Origin of the sequence: Streptomyces muensis (assembly GCF_021474425.1) — a bacterium.
GTDB classification, from domain to species: Bacteria; Actinomycetota; Actinomycetes; order Streptomycetales; family Streptomycetaceae; genus Streptomyces; species Streptomyces muensis.
Genome location: NZ_JAKEIP010000008.1, coordinates 1 through 21,586 on the forward strand (window position 1 = coordinate 1; position 21,586 = coordinate 21,586).

General features: G+C 72.3%; 23 protein-coding genes. 13 read left to right on the forward strand and 10 right to left on the reverse strand.

Annotated features, from left to right (window positions below):
* The coding region (glyA, locus tag L0P92_RS03795; protein ID WP_234761016.1) for a serine hydroxymethyltransferase at nucleotides 1-1,312 on the reverse strand (1,312 nt) is incomplete at its 3' end.
* 96 nt (nucleotides 1,313-1,408) lie between these two features.
* Between glyA and L0P92_RS03800 the strand changes: the two genes are divergently transcribed.
* Nucleotides 1,409-2,104 (forward strand): GntR family transcriptional regulator, encoded by a 696-nt coding sequence (locus L0P92_RS03800; RefSeq protein ID WP_234761017.1) that lies wholly within the window; start codon nucleotides 1,409-1,411, stop codon nucleotides 2,102-2,104.
* Between the two features lie 104 nt (nucleotides 2,105-2,208).
* Here the strand turns inward: L0P92_RS03800 and L0P92_RS03805 are convergent, their stop codons facing one another.
* Nucleotides 2,209-2,715 carry a hypothetical protein gene (locus L0P92_RS03805; protein ID WP_234761018.1) on the reverse strand — a complete coding sequence of 169 codons (507 nt, stop codon included), beginning with the start codon at nucleotides 2,713-2,715 and terminating at the stop codon, nucleotides 2,209-2,211.
* Between the two features lie 89 nt (nucleotides 2,716-2,804).
* Here L0P92_RS03805 and L0P92_RS03810 point away from each other — a divergent pair, with 89 nt between their 5' ends.
* The 8 genes from L0P92_RS03810 to acnA all read left to right on the forward strand — a co-directional run bounded on the left by L0P92_RS03810 (nucleotide 2,805) and on the right by acnA (nucleotide 12,918).
* Nucleotides 2,805-3,200 carry a TOBE domain-containing protein gene (locus L0P92_RS03810; protein WP_234761019.1) on the forward strand — a complete coding sequence of 132 codons (396 nt, stop codon included), beginning with the start codon at nucleotides 2,805-2,807 and terminating at the stop codon, nucleotides 3,198-3,200.
* A gap of 270 nt (nucleotides 3,201-3,470) precedes the next feature.
* Nucleotides 3,471-4,298 (forward strand): molybdate ABC transporter substrate-binding protein, encoded by an 828-nt coding sequence (gene modA / locus L0P92_RS03815; RefSeq protein WP_234761020.1) that lies wholly within the window; start codon nucleotides 3,471-3,473, stop codon nucleotides 4,296-4,298.
* The gene (gene modB / locus L0P92_RS03820) at nucleotides 4,295-5,146 is read left to right on the forward strand and encodes a molybdate ABC transporter permease subunit (protein WP_234761021.1); all 852 of its coding nucleotides are present in this window, start codon (nucleotides 4,295-4,297) and stop codon (nucleotides 5,144-5,146) included. Before modA ends, modB begins: the two co-directional genes overlap by 4 nt.
* A 38-nt stretch (nucleotides 5,147-5,184) precedes the next feature.
* Nucleotides 5,185-6,261: an ABC transporter ATP-binding protein gene (locus tag L0P92_RS03825; RefSeq protein ID WP_234761022.1), complete on the forward strand. Its 1,077-nt coding sequence runs from the start codon at nucleotides 5,185-5,187 to the stop codon at nucleotides 6,259-6,261.
* Between the two features lie 112 nt (nucleotides 6,262-6,373).
* Nucleotides 6,374-7,708, forward strand: coding sequence for a cytochrome P450 (locus tag L0P92_RS03830; protein WP_234761023.1), 1,335 nt, complete (start codon nucleotides 6,374-6,376; stop codon nucleotides 7,706-7,708).
* 49 nt (nucleotides 7,709-7,757) lie between these two features.
* Complete coding sequence (locus tag L0P92_RS03835; RefSeq protein WP_234761024.1) at nucleotides 7,758-9,155, forward strand: M1 family metallopeptidase; 1,398 nt, start codon at nucleotides 7,758-7,760, stop codon at nucleotides 9,153-9,155.
* A 58-nt stretch (nucleotides 9,156-9,213) separates the two neighbouring features.
* The gene (locus L0P92_RS03840) at nucleotides 9,214-10,104 is read left to right on the forward strand and encodes a GntR family transcriptional regulator (protein ID WP_234761025.1); all 891 of its coding nucleotides are present in this window, start codon (nucleotides 9,214-9,216) and stop codon (nucleotides 10,102-10,104) included.
* Between the two features lie 174 nt (nucleotides 10,105-10,278).
* Nucleotides 10,279-12,918 (forward strand): aconitate hydratase AcnA, encoded by a 2,640-nt coding sequence (acnA, locus tag L0P92_RS03845; RefSeq protein ID WP_234761026.1) that lies wholly within the window; start codon nucleotides 10,279-10,281, stop codon nucleotides 12,916-12,918.
* Nucleotides 12,919-12,936: 18 nt separating this feature from the next.
* Here acnA and L0P92_RS03850 read toward each other — a convergent pair whose 3' ends face one another.
* From L0P92_RS03850 to L0P92_RS45925, 7 genes are all read right to left on the reverse strand, one after another.
* Nucleotides 12,937-13,227, reverse strand: coding sequence for a hypothetical protein (locus L0P92_RS03850; RefSeq protein ID WP_234761027.1), 291 nt, complete (start codon nucleotides 13,225-13,227; stop codon nucleotides 12,937-12,939).
* A 79-nt stretch (nucleotides 13,228-13,306) separates the two neighbouring features.
* Nucleotides 13,307-14,287, reverse strand: coding sequence for a sugar kinase (locus L0P92_RS03855; RefSeq protein ID WP_234761028.1), 981 nt, complete (start codon nucleotides 14,285-14,287; stop codon nucleotides 13,307-13,309).
* Nucleotides 14,284-14,712: a hypothetical protein gene (locus tag L0P92_RS45395; RefSeq protein ID WP_308289612.1), complete on the reverse strand. Its 429-nt coding sequence runs from the start codon at nucleotides 14,710-14,712 to the stop codon at nucleotides 14,284-14,286. The genes L0P92_RS03855 and L0P92_RS45395 overlap by 4 nt, the downstream gene beginning before the upstream one ends.
* Entirely contained in the window at nucleotides 14,709-15,341 is a 633-nt protein-coding gene (locus L0P92_RS03865) for a bifunctional 4-hydroxy-2-oxoglutarate aldolase/2-dehydro-3-deoxy-phosphogluconate aldolase (RefSeq protein ID WP_234761029.1), read from the reverse strand. Before L0P92_RS03865 ends, L0P92_RS45395 begins: the two co-directional genes overlap by 4 nt.
* Entirely contained in the window at nucleotides 15,332-15,493 is a 162-nt protein-coding gene (locus L0P92_RS03870) for a hypothetical protein (protein ID WP_234761121.1), read from the reverse strand. Before L0P92_RS03870 ends, L0P92_RS03865 begins: the two co-directional genes overlap by 10 nt.
* Nucleotides 15,490-16,230, reverse strand: coding sequence for a FadR/GntR family transcriptional regulator (locus L0P92_RS03875; RefSeq protein ID WP_234761030.1), 741 nt, complete (start codon nucleotides 16,228-16,230; stop codon nucleotides 15,490-15,492). Before L0P92_RS03875 ends, L0P92_RS03870 begins: the two co-directional genes overlap by 4 nt.
* A gap of 42 nt (nucleotides 16,231-16,272) precedes the next feature.
* A complete protein-coding gene (locus tag L0P92_RS45925; protein WP_505016535.1) occupies nucleotides 16,273-16,497 on the reverse strand; it encodes a hypothetical protein in 225 nt (74 codons plus the stop codon).
* A 416-nt stretch (nucleotides 16,498-16,913) separates the two neighbouring features.
* On the opposite strand from L0P92_RS45925, the gene mgrA reads away from it, so the two are divergent.
* From mgrA to L0P92_RS03895, 3 genes are all read left to right on the forward strand, one after another.
* On the forward strand, nucleotides 16,914-17,957 hold the full coding sequence (gene mgrA / locus L0P92_RS03885; RefSeq protein ID WP_234761031.1) for an L-glyceraldehyde 3-phosphate reductase: 1,044 nt from the start codon (nucleotides 16,914-16,916) through the stop codon (nucleotides 17,955-17,957).
* A gap of 148 nt (nucleotides 17,958-18,105) precedes the next feature.
* Nucleotides 18,106-19,266: a S1 family peptidase gene (locus L0P92_RS03890; RefSeq protein ID WP_234761032.1), complete on the forward strand. Its 1,161-nt coding sequence runs from the start codon at nucleotides 18,106-18,108 to the stop codon at nucleotides 19,264-19,266.
* Between the two features lie 47 nt (nucleotides 19,267-19,313).
* Entirely contained in the window at nucleotides 19,314-19,643 is a 330-nt protein-coding gene (locus L0P92_RS03895; RefSeq protein WP_234761033.1) for an antibiotic biosynthesis monooxygenase family protein, read from the forward strand.
* Between the two features lie 57 nt (nucleotides 19,644-19,700).
* On the opposite strand, the gene L0P92_RS03900 is transcribed toward L0P92_RS03895, so the two are convergent.
* The gene (locus L0P92_RS03900; RefSeq protein WP_234761035.1) at nucleotides 19,701-20,492 is read right to left on the reverse strand and encodes a DUF817 domain-containing protein; all 792 of its coding nucleotides are present in this window, start codon (nucleotides 20,490-20,492) and stop codon (nucleotides 19,701-19,703) included.
* Between the two features lie 146 nt (nucleotides 20,493-20,638).
* On the opposite strand from L0P92_RS03900, the gene L0P92_RS03905 reads away from it, so the two are divergent.
* A complete protein-coding gene (locus L0P92_RS03905; protein WP_234761037.1) occupies nucleotides 20,639-21,565 on the forward strand; it encodes a GNAT family N-acetyltransferase in 927 nt (308 codons plus the stop codon).
* Nucleotides 21,566-21,586: the final 21 nt, after the last annotated feature.

A 21,586-nucleotide genomic window follows, 5' to 3' on the forward strand; every position in this document is an offset into this window, starting at 1 on the left:
GGTGGGACAGGGGGGACGGGGAGGGCAGGTGCGGGTAGAGGGGGAAGGCGGCGGCGAGCTTCTCGACCCGGCCGCGCAGTTCGTCGTCGGGCCGTTCGCCCTTCAGGGCCTCGGCGATGATGTCGGCGACCTCCCGGAACTCGGCCGCGCCGAAGCCGCGGGTGGCCAGCGCCGGGGTCCCGATCCGCAGGCCCGACGACACCATCGGCGGGCGCGGGTCGAACGGCACCGCGTTGCGGTTGACGGTGATGCCGATGCGGTGCAGCCGGTCCTCGGCCTGCTGCCCGTCGAGCGCGGACCGGCGCAGGTCGACGAGGACCAGGTGCACCTCGGTGCCACCGGTCAGGACGGTGATGCCCGCCTCGGCGACGTCGTCGGCCAGCAGCCGCCCGGCGAGGATGCGGGCGCCCGCCAGGGTGCGCCGCTGGCGCTCCCGGAACTCCTCCCCCGCGGCCACCTTGAAGGCGACCGCCTTCGCCGCAATGACATGCTCCAGCGGGCCGCCCTGCTGGCCGGGGAAGACCGCCGAGTTGATCTTCTTGGCGAGCTCGGCGCGGCTGAGGATCACCCCGCCGCGCGGGCCGCCGAGGGTCTTGTGGGTGGTGGTCGTGACGACGTCGGCGTACGGCACCGGGTTCGGGTGCAGCCCGGCGGCGACCAGCCCGGCGAAGTGCGCCATGTCCACCATCAGGTAGGCGCCCACCGCGTCGGCGATCCGGCGGAACGCGGCGAAGTCCAGCCGTCGCGGGTAGGCCGACCAGCCGGCGACGATCATCTTCGGCCGGTGGGCGAGGGCGAGCTGTTCGACCTCGTCCATGTCGATGCGCAGGTCGGACTCACGCACGTGGTAGGGCACGACGTTGTACAGCTTGCCGCTGTAGTTGACGCGCATGCCGTGGGTGAGGTGGCCGCCGTGCGCGAGGTCCAGGCCGAGGACGGTGTCGCCGGGGTTCAGCAGCGCGAACATGGCGGCCGCGTTGGCCTGGGCGCCCGAGTGCGGCTGGACGTTGGCGGCCTCGGCGCCGAAGAGCTCCCTCACCCGGGCGATGGCCAACTGCTCGACGACGTCGACGTGTTCGCAGCCGCCGTAGTAGCGGCGTCCCGGATAGCCCTCGGCGTACTTGTTGGTCAGCACCGAGCCCTGGGCCTCCATGACAGCGGCCGGGGCGAAGTTCTCCGAGGCGATCATCTCCAGCGTCGACTGCTGGCGGTGCAGCTCGGCGGCGACGGCGGTGGCGACGTCCGGGTCGAGTTCGCCGAGCGGGAGGGCGAGCGGGGAGGTGAGAGTGCTGGTCGACGGGCTGGTTGCCATGGGTGCACCATCCTGGGAGCCAACTAATGCGCAACTGATATATCAGACTCTGCGGTACGGTATGGGAGCTCGCCGGACAGGTCAAGGGGGCATTTCATGCAGCAGGTGGCGACCGGGCCTGAAGGCGCTGAATCGGGGCGCGGCGAACCGGGAGGCGAGGAGCTGTCTCTCGCCGAGCGCGCCTATCGCGCCATCCGCGACCGGCTCGTCATGCTCGACATCCGCCCCGGCGCGCCGATCAACGAGGAGCAGCTGGGCCAGTCGCTCGGCGTCGGGCGGACTCCGGTGCGCGAGGCGCTCAAGCGGCTCCAGTACGAGCGGCTGATCACGACCTACCCCCGGCGCGGCACCTTCGCCACCGAGGTCAACATCACCGACCTCGCCCATATCTCCGAGGTGCGCCAGGAGTTGGAGCCCCTCGCCGCCGCCCAGGCCGCACGGCGCGCCACGGCCGCCGACCGGGCGACGCTCACGGCCCTGCGGCGCAGGCTGGAGGGGGTGAACCCGCGGCGGGACGACTCCGCCGAGCTCATGCACCTGGACCTTCAGATCCACCGTGCCATCTACTCCGCCGCGCACAACCCGTATCTGGAGGACACGCTCGTCCGCCATGACAACCTGGCCACCCGCATCTGGTGCCTGTTCATCGACCGGCTGTCCGACATGGCCGGTCATGTCGGGGAACACGGGCCGTTGATCGACGCGATCGTCGCCGGTGAGCCGGAGAAGGCGGCGCGGCTGGCCCGCAGCCATGTCGAGGACTTCGAGCGGGCCGTTCGCGCGGCCATCTGACGCCGCAGCGCGAGGTGTTCAGTGCGCGGCGCGTCGCCCGGTCGTCACCGTGGAGACCTTCGCCGACGAGGACCGGACTTCGGCACCTCTGGCGCGACTCCCCTCTAGGGGACGGCCACATCATGCGGGCGTGCGCACGTGTCGTGCCGGAGGTGCAGCCGGCGGAGGTCTTGCAGGGCGGCGACGGGGAAGGGGTGCTGAACCCACTTCGCCAGATAGCCGTCCTCACCGTGCAGCCGCAGCACCGACTGGGCGGCCTCCAGGACGACGTGGCCGAGGAGACTTCGGGGCTGCCTTGAGCTCCAGACGAGGGCGCCCTCCTCGTCGGGGAGGTCGTAGCTCACGTCCACGTCGGGAAAGCGATGGATCGCCATGTCGACGTCCGGTCCCCCGCCGCGCATGACCCACCTCGCCTCGACCGGTTCGAGGTCGAAGGAGATCCGCTGCACGGACGTCGACCCGTACAGACCCGCCACGGCGTGCAGCACATCGGCAAGGGCGTTCGTGCAGTAGCTGACGACGCCCTTCCACCGCGCGTCGCCGTCCTCGACGCGACAGACCGCCCAGCCGCTGCCGCTCAGCTCCCAGCCGAACCGCAGGTCGTCCACCATCCCGCCCCTCCCGGTGATCGTCTGCGGAAACGGTACAGCCGGCGGGGTACACACCGGCGGCTCTGCCCTGATCGCCTATCTTGGCGCGCATGCAGTCCTACACGATCGGCCAGGCGGCGCGTCTGCTCGGAGTGAGCCCCGACACCGCGCGGCGGTGGGCGGACGCCGGCCGCGTCGCCACCCACCGCGACGAGAGCGGGCGCCGCGTCATCGACGGGAAGGACCTGGCCGCGTTCTCCGTGGAGCTGGCCAGGTCCGGTGACGGCGAGGAGGACCTGTCGTACACGTCCGTCCGCAACGCCTTCCCCGGCATCGTCACCGCCGTGAAGCTCGGCGACGTCGCAGCCCAGGTCGAGATCCAGGCAGGCCCGCACCGGCTCGTGTCGCTGCTGACGCGGGAGGCCGTGGAGGAGCTGGGCCTGGAGGTGGGCGTGGAGGCCACCGCCCGGGTGAAGTCGACGAACGTACACATCGACCGGACCTGAGCGGAGCCGAGTCGGCCGGCCAAGCCGAGCCGAGCCCTGGGTGAGCGTCCGGGCGTAGGGCTCAGGCAGGTCCTCCCGCCCCACCACCAGCGTCTCCCGCCGCGCCACGTACAAACGCACATGCCACCCGCCCACCTCGCATCACCGGCTCATGCAATGCCACAGGAGACTTTCACCTCGCATCTGCGGCATTATCGTCACGCATGCCCACGTGGTCCGTCAGGACCGCAAGCCAGTGCGTCCGCCAGGACCAGAGGGAGTGGACCCGTGATGACCCGTACCGCGCGCCGCAGCCGCCGCGTCTCGCAGGTGACCGGCGTGAGCGCCGCGGCGCTGCTGGCGCTGAGCGCCTGCTCGTCCGCCGACTCGGACTCCTCGGCGAGGTCGGACTCCGCCACGTCCGCCTCCGCCTCGGACGAGATCTCCGGTGAGGTGACCGTCTTCGCGGCGGCCTCGCTCCAGGAGAGCTTCGAGGCGTTGGGCAAGCGGTTCGAGAAGGAGCACCTGGGTACGAAGGTCACCTTCAGTTTCGGTGGCAGCGACTCCCTCGCCGCGAGCATCACCGGCGGCGCCCCCGCCGATGTGTTCGCCTCGGCCAGCCCGAAGACGATGAAGATCGTCACGGATGCGGGGGACGCCTCCGGCACGCCCGTCACGTTCGTCCGCAACGAACTGGAGATCGCCACCCTGCCGGGCAACCCGGACAGGATCTCCTCCCTCCAGGACCTCACCGGCTCGGACCTGAAGGTGGTGCTCTGCGACAAGCAGGTGCCGTGCGGCGCGGCCGCGCAGAAGGCCCTGGACGCGAGCAGCCTGAAGCTCACCCCCGTCTCCTACGAGCAGGACGTCAAGGCCGCCCTGACGAAGGTCGAACTGAAGGAGGCCGACGCGGCCGTCGTCTACAAGACCGATGTGCGTGCGGCAGGTGACAAGGTGGAGGGCGTGGAGTTCCCCGAGTCCGCCGACGCCGTCAACGACTACCCGATCACCCTGCTCAAGGACACGCAGAACGCCGGGGCCGCCAAGGCGTTCATCGCGCTGGTGCGCTCCGCCGAGGGCCAGAAGGTGCTGTCCGAGGCCGGGTTCCTCAAGCCGTGAGTCCGACGAGCGACAAGGCCGCTGCCGCGACCGAGAGCCTCCGGGGTGGGCCGCGGCGTCGCCGCGTCCGTTCGGGCGTTCCGCTGCCCCTGCTGTTCCCCGCGCTGATCGGCCTGGCGTTCCTGGTCGTGCCGCTGATCGCCCTGCTGGTGCGGACCCCGTGGCACAGTCTGCCCGAGCAGCTGACCAGCCCCGATGTGTGGCAGGCGCTCAGGCTGTCCCTGATCTGCGCCACCGCGGCGACCGCGGTGAGCCTGGTCCTCGGTGTGCCGCTGGCCTGGCTGCTGGCCCGGGTGGAGTTCCCCGGCCGGGGCCTCGTACGGGCCCTCGTCACCCTCCCCCTGGTCCTGCCGCCGGTCGTCGGCGGTGTGGCGCTGCTGATGGCGCTCGGCCGCAACGGCATCGTCGGGCAGTGGCTGGACTCGTGGTTCGGGATCACGCTGCCGTTCACCACGACGGGCGTCGTCATCGCGGAGGCGTTCGTGGCGATGCCGTTCCTCGTCATCAGCGTCGAGGGCACCCTGCGGGCCGCCGACCCACGCTACGAGGAGGCGGCCACCACCCTGGGCGCCTCCCGCTTCACCGCGTTCCGCCGGGTCACCCTGCCGCTCATCGCGCCCGGCATCGCGGCGGGCGCGGTGCTGGCCTGGGCCCGGGCGCTGGGCGAGTTCGGCGCGACGATCACCTTCGCGGGCAACTTCCCGGGCCGTACCCAGACCATGCCGCTGGCCGTGTACCTGGCCCTCCAGAGCGAGCCGGAGGCCGCCATCGCCCTGAGTCTGGTGCTGCTGGCCGTGTCGATCGCGGTGCTGGCCGGGCTGCGCGACCGTTGGATGAGTGCCGGATGACCCGGCCCGCACGACCGGGGACCGGGGGCGACCACCGGATGACCGAGACCTACGACGCCGACGCCGACACCGCCGTGGACGGGCTCGACGCCCGCCTCGTGGTGGTCCGCGGCGCCTTCCGCCTCGACGTGGCGCTGACCGTCGCGCCGGGCGAGGTGGTCGCGCTGCTCGGCCCGAACGGCGCGGGCAAGACCACCGCGCTGCGCGCGCTGGCCGGGCTGACCCCGCTCACCGAGGGCCATCTGCGGCTGGACGGTGCGGAGTTGGACCGTACGCCGCCCGAGTCCCGCCCGGTCGGTGTCGTCTTCCAGGACTACCTGCTCTTCCCGCACCTGACGGCCCTCGACAACGTGGCCTTCGGGCCGCGCTGCCAGGGCGCGAGCAAGGCGGAGGCGCGAGCACGGGCCGCCGAGTGGCTGGACCGCCTTGGGCTCGCGGACCACGCGGGCGCCAAGCCGCGCAAACTGTCCGGCGGCCAGGCCCAGCGTGTCGCCCTCGCCCGCGCCCTGGCCACCCGCCCGCGCCTGCTGCTCCTCGACGAACCGCTGGCAGCCCTGGACGCCCGTACCCGTCTGGAGGTCCGCGCCCAGCTCCAGCGCCATCTCGCCGAGTTCGAGGCGGTCGCCGTACTCGTCACCCACGATCCGCTGGACGCCATGGTCCTGGCCGACCGCCTGGTCGTCGTCGAGCACGGACGGGTCGTCCAGCAGGGCAGTCCTTCCGACATCGCCCGCCATCCCCGTACGGACTACATCGCCCAGCTGGTCGGCCTGAACCTCTACCGGGGCGAGGCCGACGGCCACGCGGTCCGGCTGGACGGCGGCCCCGCCATCACCACCGCCGAGCACCTGTCAGGACCAGTCTACGTGGCGTTCCCGCCCAGCGCGGTCACCCTCCACCGGGACCGCCCGACCGGTTCCAGCGCCCGCAATCTCTGGCGCTGCGAGGTGGCCGGTCTGGAGACCCACGGCGACCAGATCCGTGCCGACCTCGCGGGCGAACTCCCCCTCGCCGCGGACCTGACGACGGTCGCCGCCGCCGAGCTCGATCTGCACCCGGGCGCCGAGGTCTGGGCGACGGTGAAGGCGACGCAGACGCACGCCTATCCGGTGTGACAGCGGTGTGCTCGGCCTCGACCTCGAATGACTCCATGTGCCCGCTCCCGTACAGTCCGTGGCGTCAGTGCTTGGTCGCGGCCAAGCCCAACGGCTCACCTGGAGAAGAGACATGGACACCGAAGCCGGCCTCGACGCCCAGCCGCCCGCTCCCGGCAGGCGGCGGCCGGTCCCCGAAGCAGCGCCGGGGGTCGTCGAGCGATGGCGTTCGGGTGGGGGCGGTGAACTGGTCGAGCTGCTGGCGCGGGTGCGCGAAGACGCCGGCGGCGTCGCCGCGTTCCGGCTCGGGCCCGCCCCGACCGTGCTCGTCACCGATCCGACGGCGGTCCAGCATGTGCTCGCCCGGTACCCGGAGCGGTACGTCAAGCGCTCCCACCGTGCCCGGCTGTTGATCGGCGACGGGCTGATGGCCGCCACCGGTGCGGCGTGGAAGCGGCAACGCCGTTTGTTGCAGGGCCAGTTCACCGGCCCCGGGATGCGCCGGTACGAGCAGCGGATCACGGCGGCGGCCCGCACCACCGCAGCGCGCTGGGACGGGTACGCCCGCACGGGCCAGGTTCTCGACGTCGGGCGGGAGATGCACCGCTTCGCGCTCGACGCCATCTGGCGCTCCCTGACCGGACACCCTCTCGACGACGAGACCGAGCGCGAACTGTCCGCGATGGAGGCCGTGGCGACGGCCCTGCCGACCCTGCCCGCCGACGCCGCCGAAGCCCGCGACGCCGTGGCCGCCGATCTCGCCCGGATCGACGCCCTCGCCCGGCGCGCCGTCGAAGCCGCCCGCAGCGGCGCGCACGGTCCCGACGGCCCGGGTCTGGTGCACGTCCTCACCGAGGCCGCCGCCGAGCACCCCGAGTACACCGACGGGCTGATCCGCGACGAGTTGGTCACTCTGCTCGCTGCCGGGCACGAGACGAGCGCGACCACCCTGACCTGGCTCCATCTGCTCCTCGACCGGCATCCCGCCGCCCGCGAGGAGGCTCTCGCCGCCGGCGGCGAGGGTTCACCGGAACGCCGACAGGCCATCCAGGCCCTGATCCAGGAGACGCTCCGGCTCTACCCGTCGGCCTGGATCCTGCCCCGCCACGCCGCCGAGGACGACACCCTCGCCGGGTACTCCGTGGAGGCGGGCACCGACATCCTCGTGTGCCCGTACCTCACCCACCGCGACCCCGAACTGTGGCCGGACCCCGAGCAGTTCGACCCCCGGCGCTTCACGGCCCCGGACGGCCGACCCGCCCACCCGGGTGCCTACTTCCCCTTCGGTATCGGCCCCCGCGCCTGCGTCGGTCTCCAGTTCGCGCTCCGCGAGTCGACCGTCCTGCTGGAACACCTGCTCCCGGTCCACGTCCCGGAGTTCACCGCCACGCCCACGAAGGCGGAGTACGGCATCACGGTCCGCCCCGCCGGGCCCACTCCCGCGACCCTGGCTCCGCTGCCCGTCTGACGTGGCCGCGAGGGCCGGCGCCTCACCCGTTGTGGCAGGATCCGCTGTCATGCCGTCGATATCCGCGTGGTCGTCAACGTCCGTCCGGCGTCTGCTGGTTGTCCTGCTCGCCGTGCTCCTGGCGCAGAGCGCGGGCGGACCGGAAGCCCTCTCGGCATCCACGGCCCAGGCCGCGCCGGGCCCGGCAGCGACACCCGACCGGCCTCGCTACGACGTGACGCTGCGCGGCGACGCGGACGGCTCCCGCTGGACGGGGCGGCAGCGCGTGTCGTTCCGCAACGCCTCCGACCGCCCACTGCGTGAGGTGTTCGTACGCCTGTGGGGCAACGGGACGGACGGGTGCGGCACGCCCGGGACGCCGTCGCCGGTCAAGGTGTCCGAGGTCACCGGGGGCACGGCGGGCCGGCTGAGCGTGAACTGCACGGCGCTGCGGATCGCCCTGCCGAAGCCGCTCGCGCGGGGCGAGCGGGCCGCCGTCGCCTTCAAGGTGTCCCTCACGGTGCCCGAACGCAACAGCCGCTTCGGCCGCGAGGGTGCCTTCCGCTTCCTGGGCAACGCCCTGCCCGTGCTCGCCGTGCACGACGCCAAGGGGTGGCACCTCGATCCGTATGTGTCGACCGGGGAGAGCTTCTACGCCCTGGCGAGCGACTTCCGGGTGACCCTCGACCACCCCGCCGCCCTCAAGATCCCGGCCACCGGCCGCACCTGGACCCGTCCCGGCCTGCCCGGCCGCAGCGTCACGCACAGCGTCGCGCACTGGGTGAGGGACTTCGCGTGGGCCGCGGGCCCGTTCCGCACGGCCACCGAGACCACGCCCGGCGGGGTGCGGGTGAGGTCGTACTGGGCGCCGGACACGTCCGCGGCCGGGGTGCGTCTGACCCGTCAGGACGGCGCCGCCGCCGTCGACCGGTTCGGCGCGGAGTTCGGGCGCTACCCGTACGGCGAGATCGACCTCGTGATGACCAGCGGGTTCGGCGGCGGCATGGAGTACCCCGGCCTGGTCCTCCTCGGCACCACCGACGAAGGCAGCGCGGTCGTCCACGAGGTCGCCCACCAGTGGTGGTACGGCATCGTCGGCAACGACGAGTACGGCGCGCCCTGGCTGGACGAGAGCTTCGCCCAGTACGCCAACGCCCGCTTCTACGGCTGGGACACCGTCGGCTGCTGGTCGGAGGTCGAGTGGCCGAGCGACCGTACGGCACTGACCGACTCCATGGCCTACTGGGCCGCGCACCCGGGCGAGTACCACTTGATCTACACGGCCGGCCCCTGCGCCCTCGCGGACCTGGAGCGCACGCTCGGCGCCGGCACCATGGCCCGTCTGATGAAGCAGTACGCACGGGACCACTGGTACGGCGTCTCCACCACCGCCGCGTTCAAGAAGGCCGCGCAGTCGGTGACGAACAAGGATCTCGGTCCGTTCTGGAAGCAGCACCGGATTCGGTGATACGGATGGGGCTCTTCCCCTTCACCATCTGATTCACCACCTGAAGAGCGCGGGAGCGATGTCGACGCCCAACCTGACCACCTCCTTGGCCGCCCGGCTGGTGGACCTGATGCGTCGCGGCGACCTCAAGGAGGGCGCCCATGTCACCGAGCAGTGGGCGGCGGACGAGCTGGCGGTCTCCCGCACCCCGGTGCGCAAGGCGATGCTGTTCCTCACCGAGGTCGGCATCCTTCAGCGGCTCCCGAACCGTGGCTTCTTCCTGACCCGTGACGCGAGCACCCTCGCCCGGCCCGACCTGGGCCAGGACGAGGACGTGGTGGAGTCGGCGTACTTCGAGATCGCGGACGACCACGTGGGCGGCCGCCTCACCGGCGCTTTCACCGCGGCGGACATCGGCCGTCGCTACCGGCTGACGCCACGCCAGGCGGACCGGGTGCTGTCCCGTATGGAGGGCGAGGACCTGGTGCGGCGCAGGGCGGGCGGACGGGGCTGGGAGTTCCGGCACGTCATGGTGACCGCCGAGGCACACGACCAGAGCTACCGCTTCCGGATGATCATCGAGCCGGCCGCCCTTCTGGAACCCGGCTTCACCGTGGACACCGAGGCCTTCGACCTGCATCGGCGCCGGCAGGAGGCCCTGCTGCACGGGGACGTCGTGCTGCTGCCGCGGGCCGAGCTCTTCCAGGTCAACGCCTCGTTCCACGAGATGCTGGTGGGCTGCTCCGGCAACCAGTTCCTGCTGGACGCCGTCCGCCGCCAGAACCGGCTGCGCCGCCTCATCGAGTACCGTCACCAGCTCGATCGCTCCCGCCTCACGGGCCAGGCCCGGGAGCATCTGCGGCTGCTGGACCTCGTGGAGAGCGGGGATCTGGAGGCGGCGTCGGCGTTCCTCGCCGGGCATCTGGACAAGGTGCGGTCGATGAAGACGGGGATCGACGCGGAGCACTAGGTCCCCGCCGCTCCCGCTCCCAGGCTCGCTCTCGCCCTCCTCGCGCACGCACTGATCATGTCCGCACTGATCGCGCACACCTTGATCGCGCACGCATCGATCGATTGTATTAGTTGGCTGCTTGAGACAATATGGCCGCGTGTTCCATCGTCTCGCCCAAGACCGCAGGGGATCATGAACGCCGACCGCACCGCCGTGCTCACCGTGGAGGGCCGCTCCCACCGCTATCTGCCCCTGGAGCGGATCCTGCCGACCGCGGAGCTGGACTCGCTGCCGTACGCGATACGGGTGCTGCTCGAGAACGTGGCCCGTCGTTCGCCGGAGGCCCTCGCGGAGGTGGTGGCGCGGGCGCGCGCCGGTAGCGGTGCGTGCGAGGTGCCGGTGCACCCGAACCGGATCATGCTGCACGACACCACCTGCCTGCCCGCCCTGGCCGACTTCGCGGCGATGCGGGACAGCGTCGCCGAGCTGGGCGGCGACCCCGAGCGGCTGCAGCCGTCGATACCCGTGGACCTGACAGTGGACCACTCCGTGATCGTGGAGGAGTACGGCCGCCCCGACGCCGTCGAGCGCAACCTGCTGATCGACTTCCGGCGCAACGGCGAACGGTACGCGATGGTGAAGTGGGCCGAGCGCAGTGTCCGCGGCTTCCGTGTCGTGCCGCCCGGCACCGGCATCATCCACCAGGTCAACATGGAGGCGCTGGCCCGGGTGGTGTGGGTGACGGACGCCGAGGACGACGAGGGTCTGCCCGGCGTGCACCCGGACGTCCTGGTCGCCACCGACAGCCACACCCCGATGATCAACGCGTTGGGTGTCGTCGGCTGGGGCGTCGGCGGTCTCGAAGGGCAGGCGGCCATGCTCGGCGAACCGGTCACCATCCCCTACCCGGACGTCGTCGGCGTCCGGCTGACCGGCCGGCTGCGCCAAGGCGTCGGCGCCACGGACCTCGCGCTGACCCTGACCGAACTGCTGCGGGCCACGGGTGTGGTGAACAAGTTCGTCGAGTTCTGCGGCGACGGCGTCACGACCCTCGGCTGGGCCGAGCGCGCCGCGGTCTCCAACATGGCACCCGAGTACGGCGCGACCTGCGTCCACTTCCCCTACGACGACGAGACCGCCGCCTATCTGCGCCTCAGCGGCCGCGAGGAGGAGCACGTGCGTCTCGTCGACGCCTACCTCACCGCCCAGGGCCTCAAGCGCACCGACGACCGACCCGTGCCGCGTTACGACCGGCTCCTCGACCTCGATCTCGGCACGGTCGAGCCCAGCGTGGCGGGCCCGGAGCTGCCGCATCAGCGGCTGCCGCTGTCCGGGGTACCGGCGTCCTTCCGGCAGGCGGCGGGCCGCAGGACCGACGAACCCGGCGGCTTCGGCGAGCCGCTACCCGACGGCCCGGTCGCCATCGCCGCCATCACGAGCTGCACCAACACCGCCGATCCGGCGCTCGTCGTGCGGGCGGGTCTCCTCGCCCAGCGGGCGGTCCGGCGCGGGCTGGGAGCCAAACCGTGGGTCAAGACCTCGCTCTCCCCGGGCTCACGGGTCGTCGAGGAGTACCTGCGTGCGGCCGGGTTGCTGCCGGCGCTGGAGCGGACCGGCTTCCACATCGTCGGCTTCGGCTGCATGACCTGCATCGGCAACTCCGGCCCGCTGCACCCGCGGATGGAGCACCTCGCCGAACGGGGCACGACCGAGCCGGTCGCCGTCCTCTCCGGCAACCGCAACTTCGCGGGCCGCGTCAACCCGCGTGTCTCCCTGTCGTACCTCGCCTCCCCGCCGATGGTCGTCGCCTACGCCCTGGCCGGTTCGATCCTGCACGACTTCGAGAACGAGCCGATCGGAACGGACCGCGAAGGCATCCCGGTCCATCTCAAGGATCTCTGGCCCAGCGACGAGGAAGTCGCCGCGTGCGTCGCGGAGTTCGTGCGGCCGGAGATGTTCCGCGCCAACGCCGCGGGCATACGACGGGGCAGCGCGGCGTGGCAGGAGATCGAGGCCCCCGAGGGCACCCGCTTCCCGTGGGAACCAGGGTCGACGTACATCCGCCGTCCCCCGCACCTCACTCGCCTCTCGGCCCGGCCGCCGGCCCGGCCGCGGATCGAACGGGCCAGGGTCCTGCTCCGGCTCGGCGACGACGTCACCACCGACCACATCTCCCCCGCAGGCTCCATCCCCGCCCGCAGCGCGGCGGGTGAGTGGCTCACCGCGCGCGGGGTCGCCCGCCGTGACCTGAACCAGTACTCCACGCGCCGCAGCAACCACGAGGTGATGCTGCGCGGCGCGTTCACCAACGCGGCGGTGACGAACCTGCTGCCGGGAATCCCGCCGCTTCCGGGCGGCCACGCGTACACGGCCGACGGGACCGAAGTCCTCCCCGTGCATCGGGCGGCGCCCACCTACCGGGAGGCGGGCCACGACCTGGTGATCGTCGCCGGGCGCAACTACGGGGCGGGCTCCAGCCGGGACTGGGCGGCCAAGGCGCAGGCCCTGCTGGGGGTGCGGGCGGTGATCGCCGTGTCGTACGAGCGCATCCACCGAAGCAATCTGATCGGCATGGGTGTGCTGCCGCTGGAGTTCGCCGAGGGCGACGACGCCGGGTCCCTGCCCTTCACGGGGGACGCGGAGCTGTCGTTCGAGGGGCTCGGCGACCTGGCCGTCGGCACCAACCGGATCACCCTTCGCCTACGAGGGGCCGAGGGGGACCGCGCCACCGCCGAACTGCGGCTGCGGGTCTTCTCCCGCCAGGAGCTGGCCTATCTGCGGCACGGCGGCATCCTGCCGTACGTCGTCCGCCGCGCCCTGTCCCGGGGCTGACTCCCGCCGCCTGGTCCGCTAGGCCCCGGCGCCGCCCGTCTCCACATGCCAGGCGGCCTTGCGCACCTGCTCCTCGACGTCGCTGCGCGGCTCGCCCCGCGCTCTCGCGTACTCGACCATCGCGACCTGCGCCTCCCGGGCGAGGTCGCGCCAGGCTCGCAGGGCCGTGTTGTACGTCTCGGTCTGCCGGGCGCTCCAGCCGCCGCGCTGGGTCGGCGACCCGTACATGCCCCGCAGCTCCTCCACGCGCGTGTGCGCCTGTTCGGCCGCACGTTCCTTCTGCACCAGCTCTTCGAAGATAGTCGTCACACAAATGGAGCATAGGCGGGCAAATCGCCTCTCGCGCGGGGAGTGCGGAAGGGGGCGGGTCCAGGGCGGCACGGCCGCCTCACCGAGCCCACTCCTCCCACTCCCGGAGCGAGAGGGCGAGCAGTGCCTCCTGCTCCCGTCGGTCGGGCAGCGGGCCGTGGTCGCCCGTCACCCGAAGGGCGGAGGCGGCGGTGATGTGGCCCAGACGGAGGGCGTACGTCATGGTCGATCCCCGCAGCAGGCCCGCGAGGAAACCGGCCGCGAAGGCGTCGCCGGCGCCGACGGGCTCAACGACGGTCGTACGCGGTGCGGGCACGCAGTGCACACCCTCGTCTTCGTCGCTGAACGCGGTCGCGGCGTTCGCCCCGTCCTTGACGACGAGGACGCGAGGACCCGGGAGCTGTGCCCTCACGTCCGCGGGCGTCAGGTTCTCGCCCCACAGGGCCTGCGCCTCGTCCAGGCCGACGAAGGCGATGTCGGCCAGGTCCGCCAGGTCCCTCAGCACGGTCGAGGCCGAGCCGTCCGGCCAGAGGGCGGCTCGGTGGTTGACGTCGAAGCTCACCGCGTACGGGCGTGCGCCGGGCTCGGCGGTCAGTGCCCGGGTCACCAGCCGGCGGCACGACTCGGACAGCGCGGGTGTGATGCCGGTCAGGTGCAGCAGCGCGGCCGTGCGCAGCGGCTCGCCGTCGAGTGCCTCGGGGCCCAGGGCGGATGCGGCCGAGCCGCGCCGGTAGTACTGCACACGGGTCCCGGCCGGGCCCGGGTCCTTCACCAGCAGGCCGGTCGGCCGGCCGGGGTCGGTGCGCACATGGGAGACGTCGACACCGGCGGCGGCGACGGTGGCGCGGACGCGGTGTCCCAGGGGGTCGTCGCCGAGCGCGGAGAGCCAGGCGACCGGGATGCCGTGGTCGGCGAGATACATGGCGACGTTCGACTCAGCTCCCGCCACCGACAGCCGCAGGCGGGCGGCGTCCAGCAGAGGGTTCGGTGGGTCCGGGGCCAGGGCGGCCATGGTCTCGCCGAGGCAGACGACCGGGCCTGGAACGGGGCGCCAGGTCATACGGGATCTCCGGTGGTAGACGGGTGCGGGGCGTTGTCCAGGCGGCAGGCGGGCGTCTGGGTGCCCGGCACGGGCAGTCCGACGCAGGCGCTCGTGACGAACAGGGCGTCGTCGGCGAGGCACCCTCCCGCGGGTTGCCGTGCCGGCAGCCGCGGCGTCCGGGCGACCGTGCCGTCGGAGCGCAGCAGGCAGATGCCGGTGCCCGCGGCCGCGATCCACGCGCCGACGTGACCGGCCAGGGGTGCCACGGCGCCGAGCGGGACGGGCAGTCGGGTCACGGTGCGCAGAGGTCCGCCCGGGTCGTCCGGCACCGACAGGAGCCGGCCCGCGACGATGTCGGCGAGGGCGACGCCGGAGCCGGTCCGGCGGATGCCCTCGCCTGATTCGAGGCGGTCGGGGTGGACGGGGCGCAGGGCGGCGGTCACGGCGTCGTCTCCGCCACGACCGCGCGGAACCGGCGGGCGCGTTCCCTGAGGGCGGTGACGCTGCCGCCGTCCGCGGCGTCGCCGACGAGTGGGGATCCGACGCCGACCGCGAGCGCTCCGGCCGCGAGGCAGGCACGGGCCGCGTCGGCGTCGATTCCGCCGACCGGGACGAACGGCGCGTCGGGGAAGGGACCGCGCAGGGCCTTGAGGTAGGCCGCTCCCCCGGCCTGGGCGATCGGGAAGACCTTCAGCGCGGCGACTCCCAGGGCGCGGGCGGCGATGATCTCGGTCGGGGTCAGCACGCCCGCGAGGACCGGCATGCCGAGTTCCCGCGCCGTGGTGACTCCGTCGCCGAGCCCCGGGGTGACCGCGAAGTCGGCTCCGGCGCGGTGCGCGGCGCGGGCGTCGTCGGGGGTGAGCACGGTGCCGGCGCCGAGGGGGCGGTCCGGGCCGAGGGCCTCGCGGGCGCGTTCGATGACGCAGAGGGCGTCGGGGGCGGCGAGTGACACCTCGATCAGTTCGACGCCCTCCTCGGCCAGCGCGAGCACGGTGCGCAGGGCGGCGTCGGGGTCGCCACCGCGCACGATCGCGACCAGGCGGTGAGTGGCCAGCGCGGCAGTCAGGTCCACGGGCGATGCTCCTTCGGTGCGGGGGTCGAGGACGCGGCCGAGCATGCCTCGACGACGGGTTCGCCCCAGCCGACCACGCCGTCGTCGGTCTCGATCCGGCAGAACAGCCGGCGCGGCGGAACCAGGAAGGTCTCTGTGCGAGTGATCCTCACTTGCCGCCGATGCCTCTCGTGTCGTCCTCGGCTTCGATCCGGTCCAGGTCGCGTCCGGACTGGAGGAGCAGCGCGCGCATCGCCGTCTCCGCGGCCCGCGGGTCCTGCTCGCGCACGGCGTCCACGACGGCGCGGTGGGCGGGTACGGGGTCGTCGCTGTGCGGGTGGCTGTGGACGATGCGGTCGCGGTGGGCGAGGCCCGGCTCGATGACCATCTCCATGCGCTGGAGCAGCTCGTTGTGGGCGGCGGACAGCAGGGCACGGTGGAAGGCGAGGTCGGCCGCCACGGCCTGCCCCGGGTCGGTGCCCTGTTCCCCCATGGCCTCCAGTGCGGCTTCCAGGGCGGCCAGGTCGGCGTCGGTGCGGCGCTCGGCGGCCAGGCGTACGGCGGCCGGTTCGACGATGGCGCGCACTTCGGCGAGGTCGCGCAGCAGGGTACGGTCCGCGTCGGAGGCGAGGTCGGCGCCCTCGAACTGCCAGCGCAGTACGTCGGCGTCGAGCAGGTTCCAGTCGGCGCGGGCTCTGACGAAGGTGCCGCGTTTCTGACGGGCGTCGACCATGCCCTTGGCGGCGAGCACCTTCAGGGACTCGCGCAGGGCGGTGAGACTGACGTCCAACTCGCTCTGCAGCGCCACCAGGTCGAGCGTGGCGCCCTCGGGGATCCGCCCGCCGAGGATGCGGCGGGCGAGGGCCTCCACGGTCTGGCCGTGCACGCCGCGGCGGGCGTAGGGCGTCATGTCGTCCAGCCTTTCTGCTGAGGGTCGTGTACCGGGGTGCGGTCATGCGGAGGCCTTCATGACGCTCCAGCCCCTTGATGGCGTCGATCTTCCAGTCGGCGAACTGCCGCGCGTCCTCGGTGTGGTGGCCGCGGCTGCCGAGCCCGCAGGTCTTGCCGCCGTCGTAGGCACCGGCGTCGGTGTGGATGCCGCCTTGAGTCCGCGCTTGTGGAGGTAGGAGGCCAGGACGGGGATGCCGGAGGGGAAGCGGTCGGGGTGGGCCGCCAACCGCCCTTGCGTGTCAGGGGGGTGGCGGCCTGCCAGCCGCCTTCCAGCCAGACGACGTCGTAGCCGCTGTCGCGCAGACCGCTGCTGACCAGCTTGTCGGCGACCGCGCGGACCTCGCGGACCTCGCGGACGCGGTCAGGACCACGGAGATCGCGATTCGCGAGGGCGAGTGAAGTCACGTGCCTCTCCCGGAGGTTGGGAAGCATCAGGAGTGACGCGGGCCGCTCGGGGCCGGGCCTTCGGCGTCACGGCGAAGACTGTGGCGCGGGGCCGGAACCCTGTCAACATTAATTACTAATTTAAAGAAACATGGCTCGCCATCAGCGGCCGGGCCGTCGCGGCCCCACGGAATGGAACGATGCGCTGGAGTCCGGAACCAGACACCGGACGCCCGGATCCGACAGGAGCACCCCTCGATGACCCACCTCGCCGACCCCGAGCGCTACAACGGCACGATGCGCTACCGGCGCACCGGACGCTCGGGCCTCGACCTGCCCGCGCTGTCTCTGGGGTACTGGCACAACTTCGGTGACGACCGGCCCTTCGGGGCCCAGCGCGAGATCGCCCTGCGCGCCTTCGACCTCGGCATCACCCACCACGACCTCGCCAACAACTACGGCCCGCCCTACGGCGCCGCCGAGCTCAACTTCGGCCGGCTGATGAAGCAGGACCTCGCGCCCTACCGGGACGAGCTGGTGATCTCCACCAAGGCCGGCTGGGACATGTGGCCCGGCCCCTACGGCCAGGGCGGCGGCTCCCGCAAGTACGTGCTGGCCTCGCTGGACCAGTCGCTGAAGCGCATGGGGCTGGAGTACGTCGACATCTTCTACTCCCACCGGCTCGACGCGAGCACCCCGCTGGAGGAGACGATGGGCGCGCTCGACACCGCCGTCCGCCAGGGCAAGGCCTTGTACGTCGGCATCTCCTCGTACGACGCCGAGCGCTCCCGGCAGGCCGCCGCCATCCTCCGGGAGCTGGGCACGCCGCTGCTCATCCACCAGCCGTCGTACAGCATGCTCAACCGCTGGATCGAGAACGAGGGCCTGCTGGACGCCGCCGAGCAGGAGGGCTTCGGGGTCATCGGCTTCACCGCGCTCGCCCAGGGCCTGCTGACGGGGCGCTACCTCGAAGGCGTCCCCGCCGGTTCGCGCGCCACGCAGGGCAAGTCGTTCGACGAGGCCTGGCTGTCGGAGGACATGCTGGGCAGGCTGCGCGGGCTCAACGACATCGCGGTCCGGCGCGGGCAGACCCTCGCCCAGATGGCACTGGCCTGGGCCCTGCGCGACCGGCGGGTGACCTCGCTGGTCATCGGCGCCTCCCGCACCGAGCAGCTGGAACAGAACGTCGCCGCGCTGGAGAACCTCGACTTCACCGACGAGGAACTCGCCGAGATCGACAAGTACGCCACCGACGGCGGCGTCGACCTGTGGCAGGAGGCGCGGACGGGCAACGTGGGCTGACGCACGGCGGGGCGGTCCCGAGACCGGAGCGGCATTGGTATGGACCTGACACGCTGCCCTGGCTATGCTCTGCCCGACCCTGAATGAGAGCGCTCTCAGATTGCGGTTGTTCCACCCCACCTTGTTGGAACGACGAAGGGCAACTCCCTTGAGACGCAAGAGCACCAGACTCAGCTACGCCGGCCTCGCCGCGCTCCTCGTGTTCGGCGGCTGGACCGCGGGCGGCACCGGATCGGCCGCGGCGAGCGACACCGACCCCGCCGCCCCGTCCGCCTCCGCCGGCCTGCTGCAGGCGATGCAGCGGGACCTCGGCCTGTCGAAACCGCGGGCCGAGGCACGGCTGGCGGCGGAACGCACCGCCACGGACCTCGCCCCGAAGGCACGCGAGGCCGCCGGATCCGCCTACGGCGGCGCGTGGTTCGACGCGCGGAGCGAACGGCTCACCGTGGCCGTCACGTCCGACGCGCCGCCCACGACCGTACGGGAGGTCCGCGCCACCGGGGCGAGCGTGCGCACCGTCGAGCACAGCGCACGCGAACTCGACGCCGCCAAGGCTCGCGTCGACCGGCTCCCCGCGCCGTCGGGCGTGAGCAGCTGGCACGTCGATCCGGTGGCCAACACGGTCGTCGTGAACGTCGTCCGCGACCACCGGGCCGACAACGATGTCCGGCGCTTCGTCTCCGGCGCCCGGGCGGCCGGTCCCGTCACCGTGCGGACGGTCGCCGCCGCACCCCGCACCCTCGCGGCGGGAACGGTCGGCGGCGACCCGTACTACACCGGCAACGTCCGCTGCTCCATAGGCTTCTCGGTGCACGGCGGCTTCATCACCGCCGGGCACTGCGGCGGTCAGGGCGCCGCCGTCAGAGGCTGGGACGGCACGCACGTCGGAACGTTCCAGGGCTCCTCGTTCCCGGGCAACGACTACGCCTGGGTGAGCGTCGGCAACGGCTGGTGGACGGTGCCGGTGGTGCTCGGCTGGGGCACGGTCCCCGACCGCCTGGTGCGCGGCTCGGCCGAGGCGCCGGTCGGGGCCTCCATATGCCGGTCCGGCTCCACGACGCACTGGCACTGCGGCACCGTGCTGGCCAAGAACGAGACGGTCAACTACAGCCAGGGCGCGGTGCACCAGATGACCAAGACCAGCGTCTGCGCCGAACCCGGCGACTCCGGGGGCTCCTTCATCAGCGGCGACCAGGCGCAGGGGGTCACCTCGGGCGGCTGGGGCAACTGCTCCGGCGGCGGCGAGACGTGGTTCCAGCCAGTCAACGAGATACTCGGCCGCTACGGGCTGACCCTGCACACGGCCTGACCGAGCCGCCGCGCGTGGGCCGGTGGTCGTGCGGCAGGATGAGCAGCATGAGCGTAGTCAAGATCAACGTACTGACCGTGCCCGCCGAGCAGCGCGAGACGCTGGAGAAGCGCTTCGCCTCGCGTGCGCACGCCGTGGAGGGCTCCGACGGGTTCGAGTGGTTCGAACTGCTGCGGCCGGTCGAGGGCACCGACACCTACCTCGTGTACACGCGGTGGCGTGACGAGGAGTCCTTCCAGGCCTGGATGGAGGGTCCGATGAAGTCGGCCCACCAGGGCGGTGGCGAGGGCGCCGGCGAGCGTCCCAAGCCGGCGGCGAGCGGGTCCACCCTGTGGTCGTTCGAGGTCGTGCAGTCGGCGGGACCTAAGAGCGAGTAGCCGTGAACGAGTAGCGGTGAGCGGTCAACGGTGAGCGGCGGGGTCCGGCCCCGCCGCTCACTCGGTCCCGGTGCGCCGCGACCGGGCGACAGCCGCCAGGACGAAGGTCACGCTGATCAGCAGAGACCAGGCGCCGAACTTCTCCACACCGACGGGCTGCCAGCCGTCGAGCTGGTAGGGGTAGCGCCAGGCGCCCACATAGGTGGCGAGGTTCTCCGCGATCCAGAGGAAGAAGCCGATCAGGACGAACGACAGCGCCAGCGGCATCCGCATACGTACCCCGCGCACCGTGAAGCGCACGGACGAGCCCGCGGTGACGGCGAGGAGCAGTGCGGCCAGAACCCAGCGTGCGTCGGGCAGCCAGTGGTGGCTGAAGAAGTTCACGTAGATGGCGGCGGCGACCACGGCCGTCGACCGCGGGCGGTAGCGGACCAGCTCCAGGTCGAACAGGCGCCAGGCGCGGCAGACGTAGCTGCCGACGGCGGCGTACAGGAAACCGCCGTACAGCGGGACGCCCGCGAACTTCAGCACGGCCGGTTCCGGATAGCTCCACGAGCCCAGGGACACCTTCACCAGCTCGAAGGCCAGGCCGATGACATGGCAGACGGCGATGACGGCTATGTCCCGCCCGTTCTCCCAGCCGCGCATCCAGAACAGCAGCGTCAGCAGCACGCCGTAGACGACGAGCAGGTCGTAGCGGGCCACGGGCAGGCCGGGCAGCAGGGTGGAGGCCGCCACACCGGCCATCAGAGCGATGGCGAAGGCGCAGGACCGGGTCTGTGTCCACGCGAAGTCGAGCAGCTGGCGCACTGATGCCGCCAGGGGGCCTGGGGTGCTTGCGGTGACCATGATCCCAAGGACGATCCTGCGGCGCTCCCGGTTGCCTCCGGCGCAGGTCCGGCGCCGGGCCGGTGCCGGACCTGCGCCGGGCATCCGCGACCCGACGAGCGGAAATTGCGTTGCGGCCATGGCGCCCTCCCCCGGACCCTGTGCCCATGCCTTACGCCCTTCGCCCGGCCGGCCTCGCCGACGCGGCCGCCATCACCGAACTGCTCAACGAGGTCGACCGGATCGAGATCGGCCGCCCCGAGACCGACCTGCACACCGTGGAGGCGGATCTGAAGCGGCCCGACATCGACCTGGACCGCGACTCCTGGCTCGTCTTCGACGGCGACCGGCTCGTGGCGTACGGCCTGTTGTGGGACGAGTCGGGCGGTGAGCGGGTCGACGTCGACCACTATGTGCTGCCCGAGCACCAGCGGGCCGGGGAGCTCATATTCGACGCGCTCGAGGCCCGTGCCCTGGACAAGACCCGGGAGAACGGCGCGTCCAGGGCGGTGGTGCATCTGCACCTCAACACGGAACCCACCCTCGACACCCGGCTGATCGAGGAGCGCGGCTGGTCCGTCGTACGCCGCTATCACGTGCTGCGACGGCCGCTGGACGCCGCCGAGGACCTGGTGCCGGCGGTTCCGCCGGGCGTACGGCTGCGGCCGTGCACCGAGGAGGCGGACCGGGCGCGCGTCCACGCGCTGTACCAGTCGAGCTTCGCCCAGCACTTCGACTTCCAGCCGCGTACGTACGAGCAGTGGCTGCACGACATCGACGGGGACCGGCTCGACTGGTCGCTGGTGTGGATCGCCGCCACGGCGGACCTGGGGGACGTCGGGTTCCTGCTGGCCCGTGACGACCGGGAGGCGATGGGGTGGATCCGCAGCATCGGCGTGGTGCGTGAGGGGCGCGGTCTGGGTCTCGGTGGTCTGCTGCTGCGGCACGCCTTCGCGGCCTTCGCCGCCCGCGGACGCGACACTGTGGGGCTCGGGGTGGACACCGCCAACGCCACGGGGGCTCCCGCTCTGTACGCCCGGCACGGGATGACGGTCCACTACGCCGTCGACACCTGGGAGACGGTCGTGAAGTGACCCCGCAGTCGGCCCGCTGTC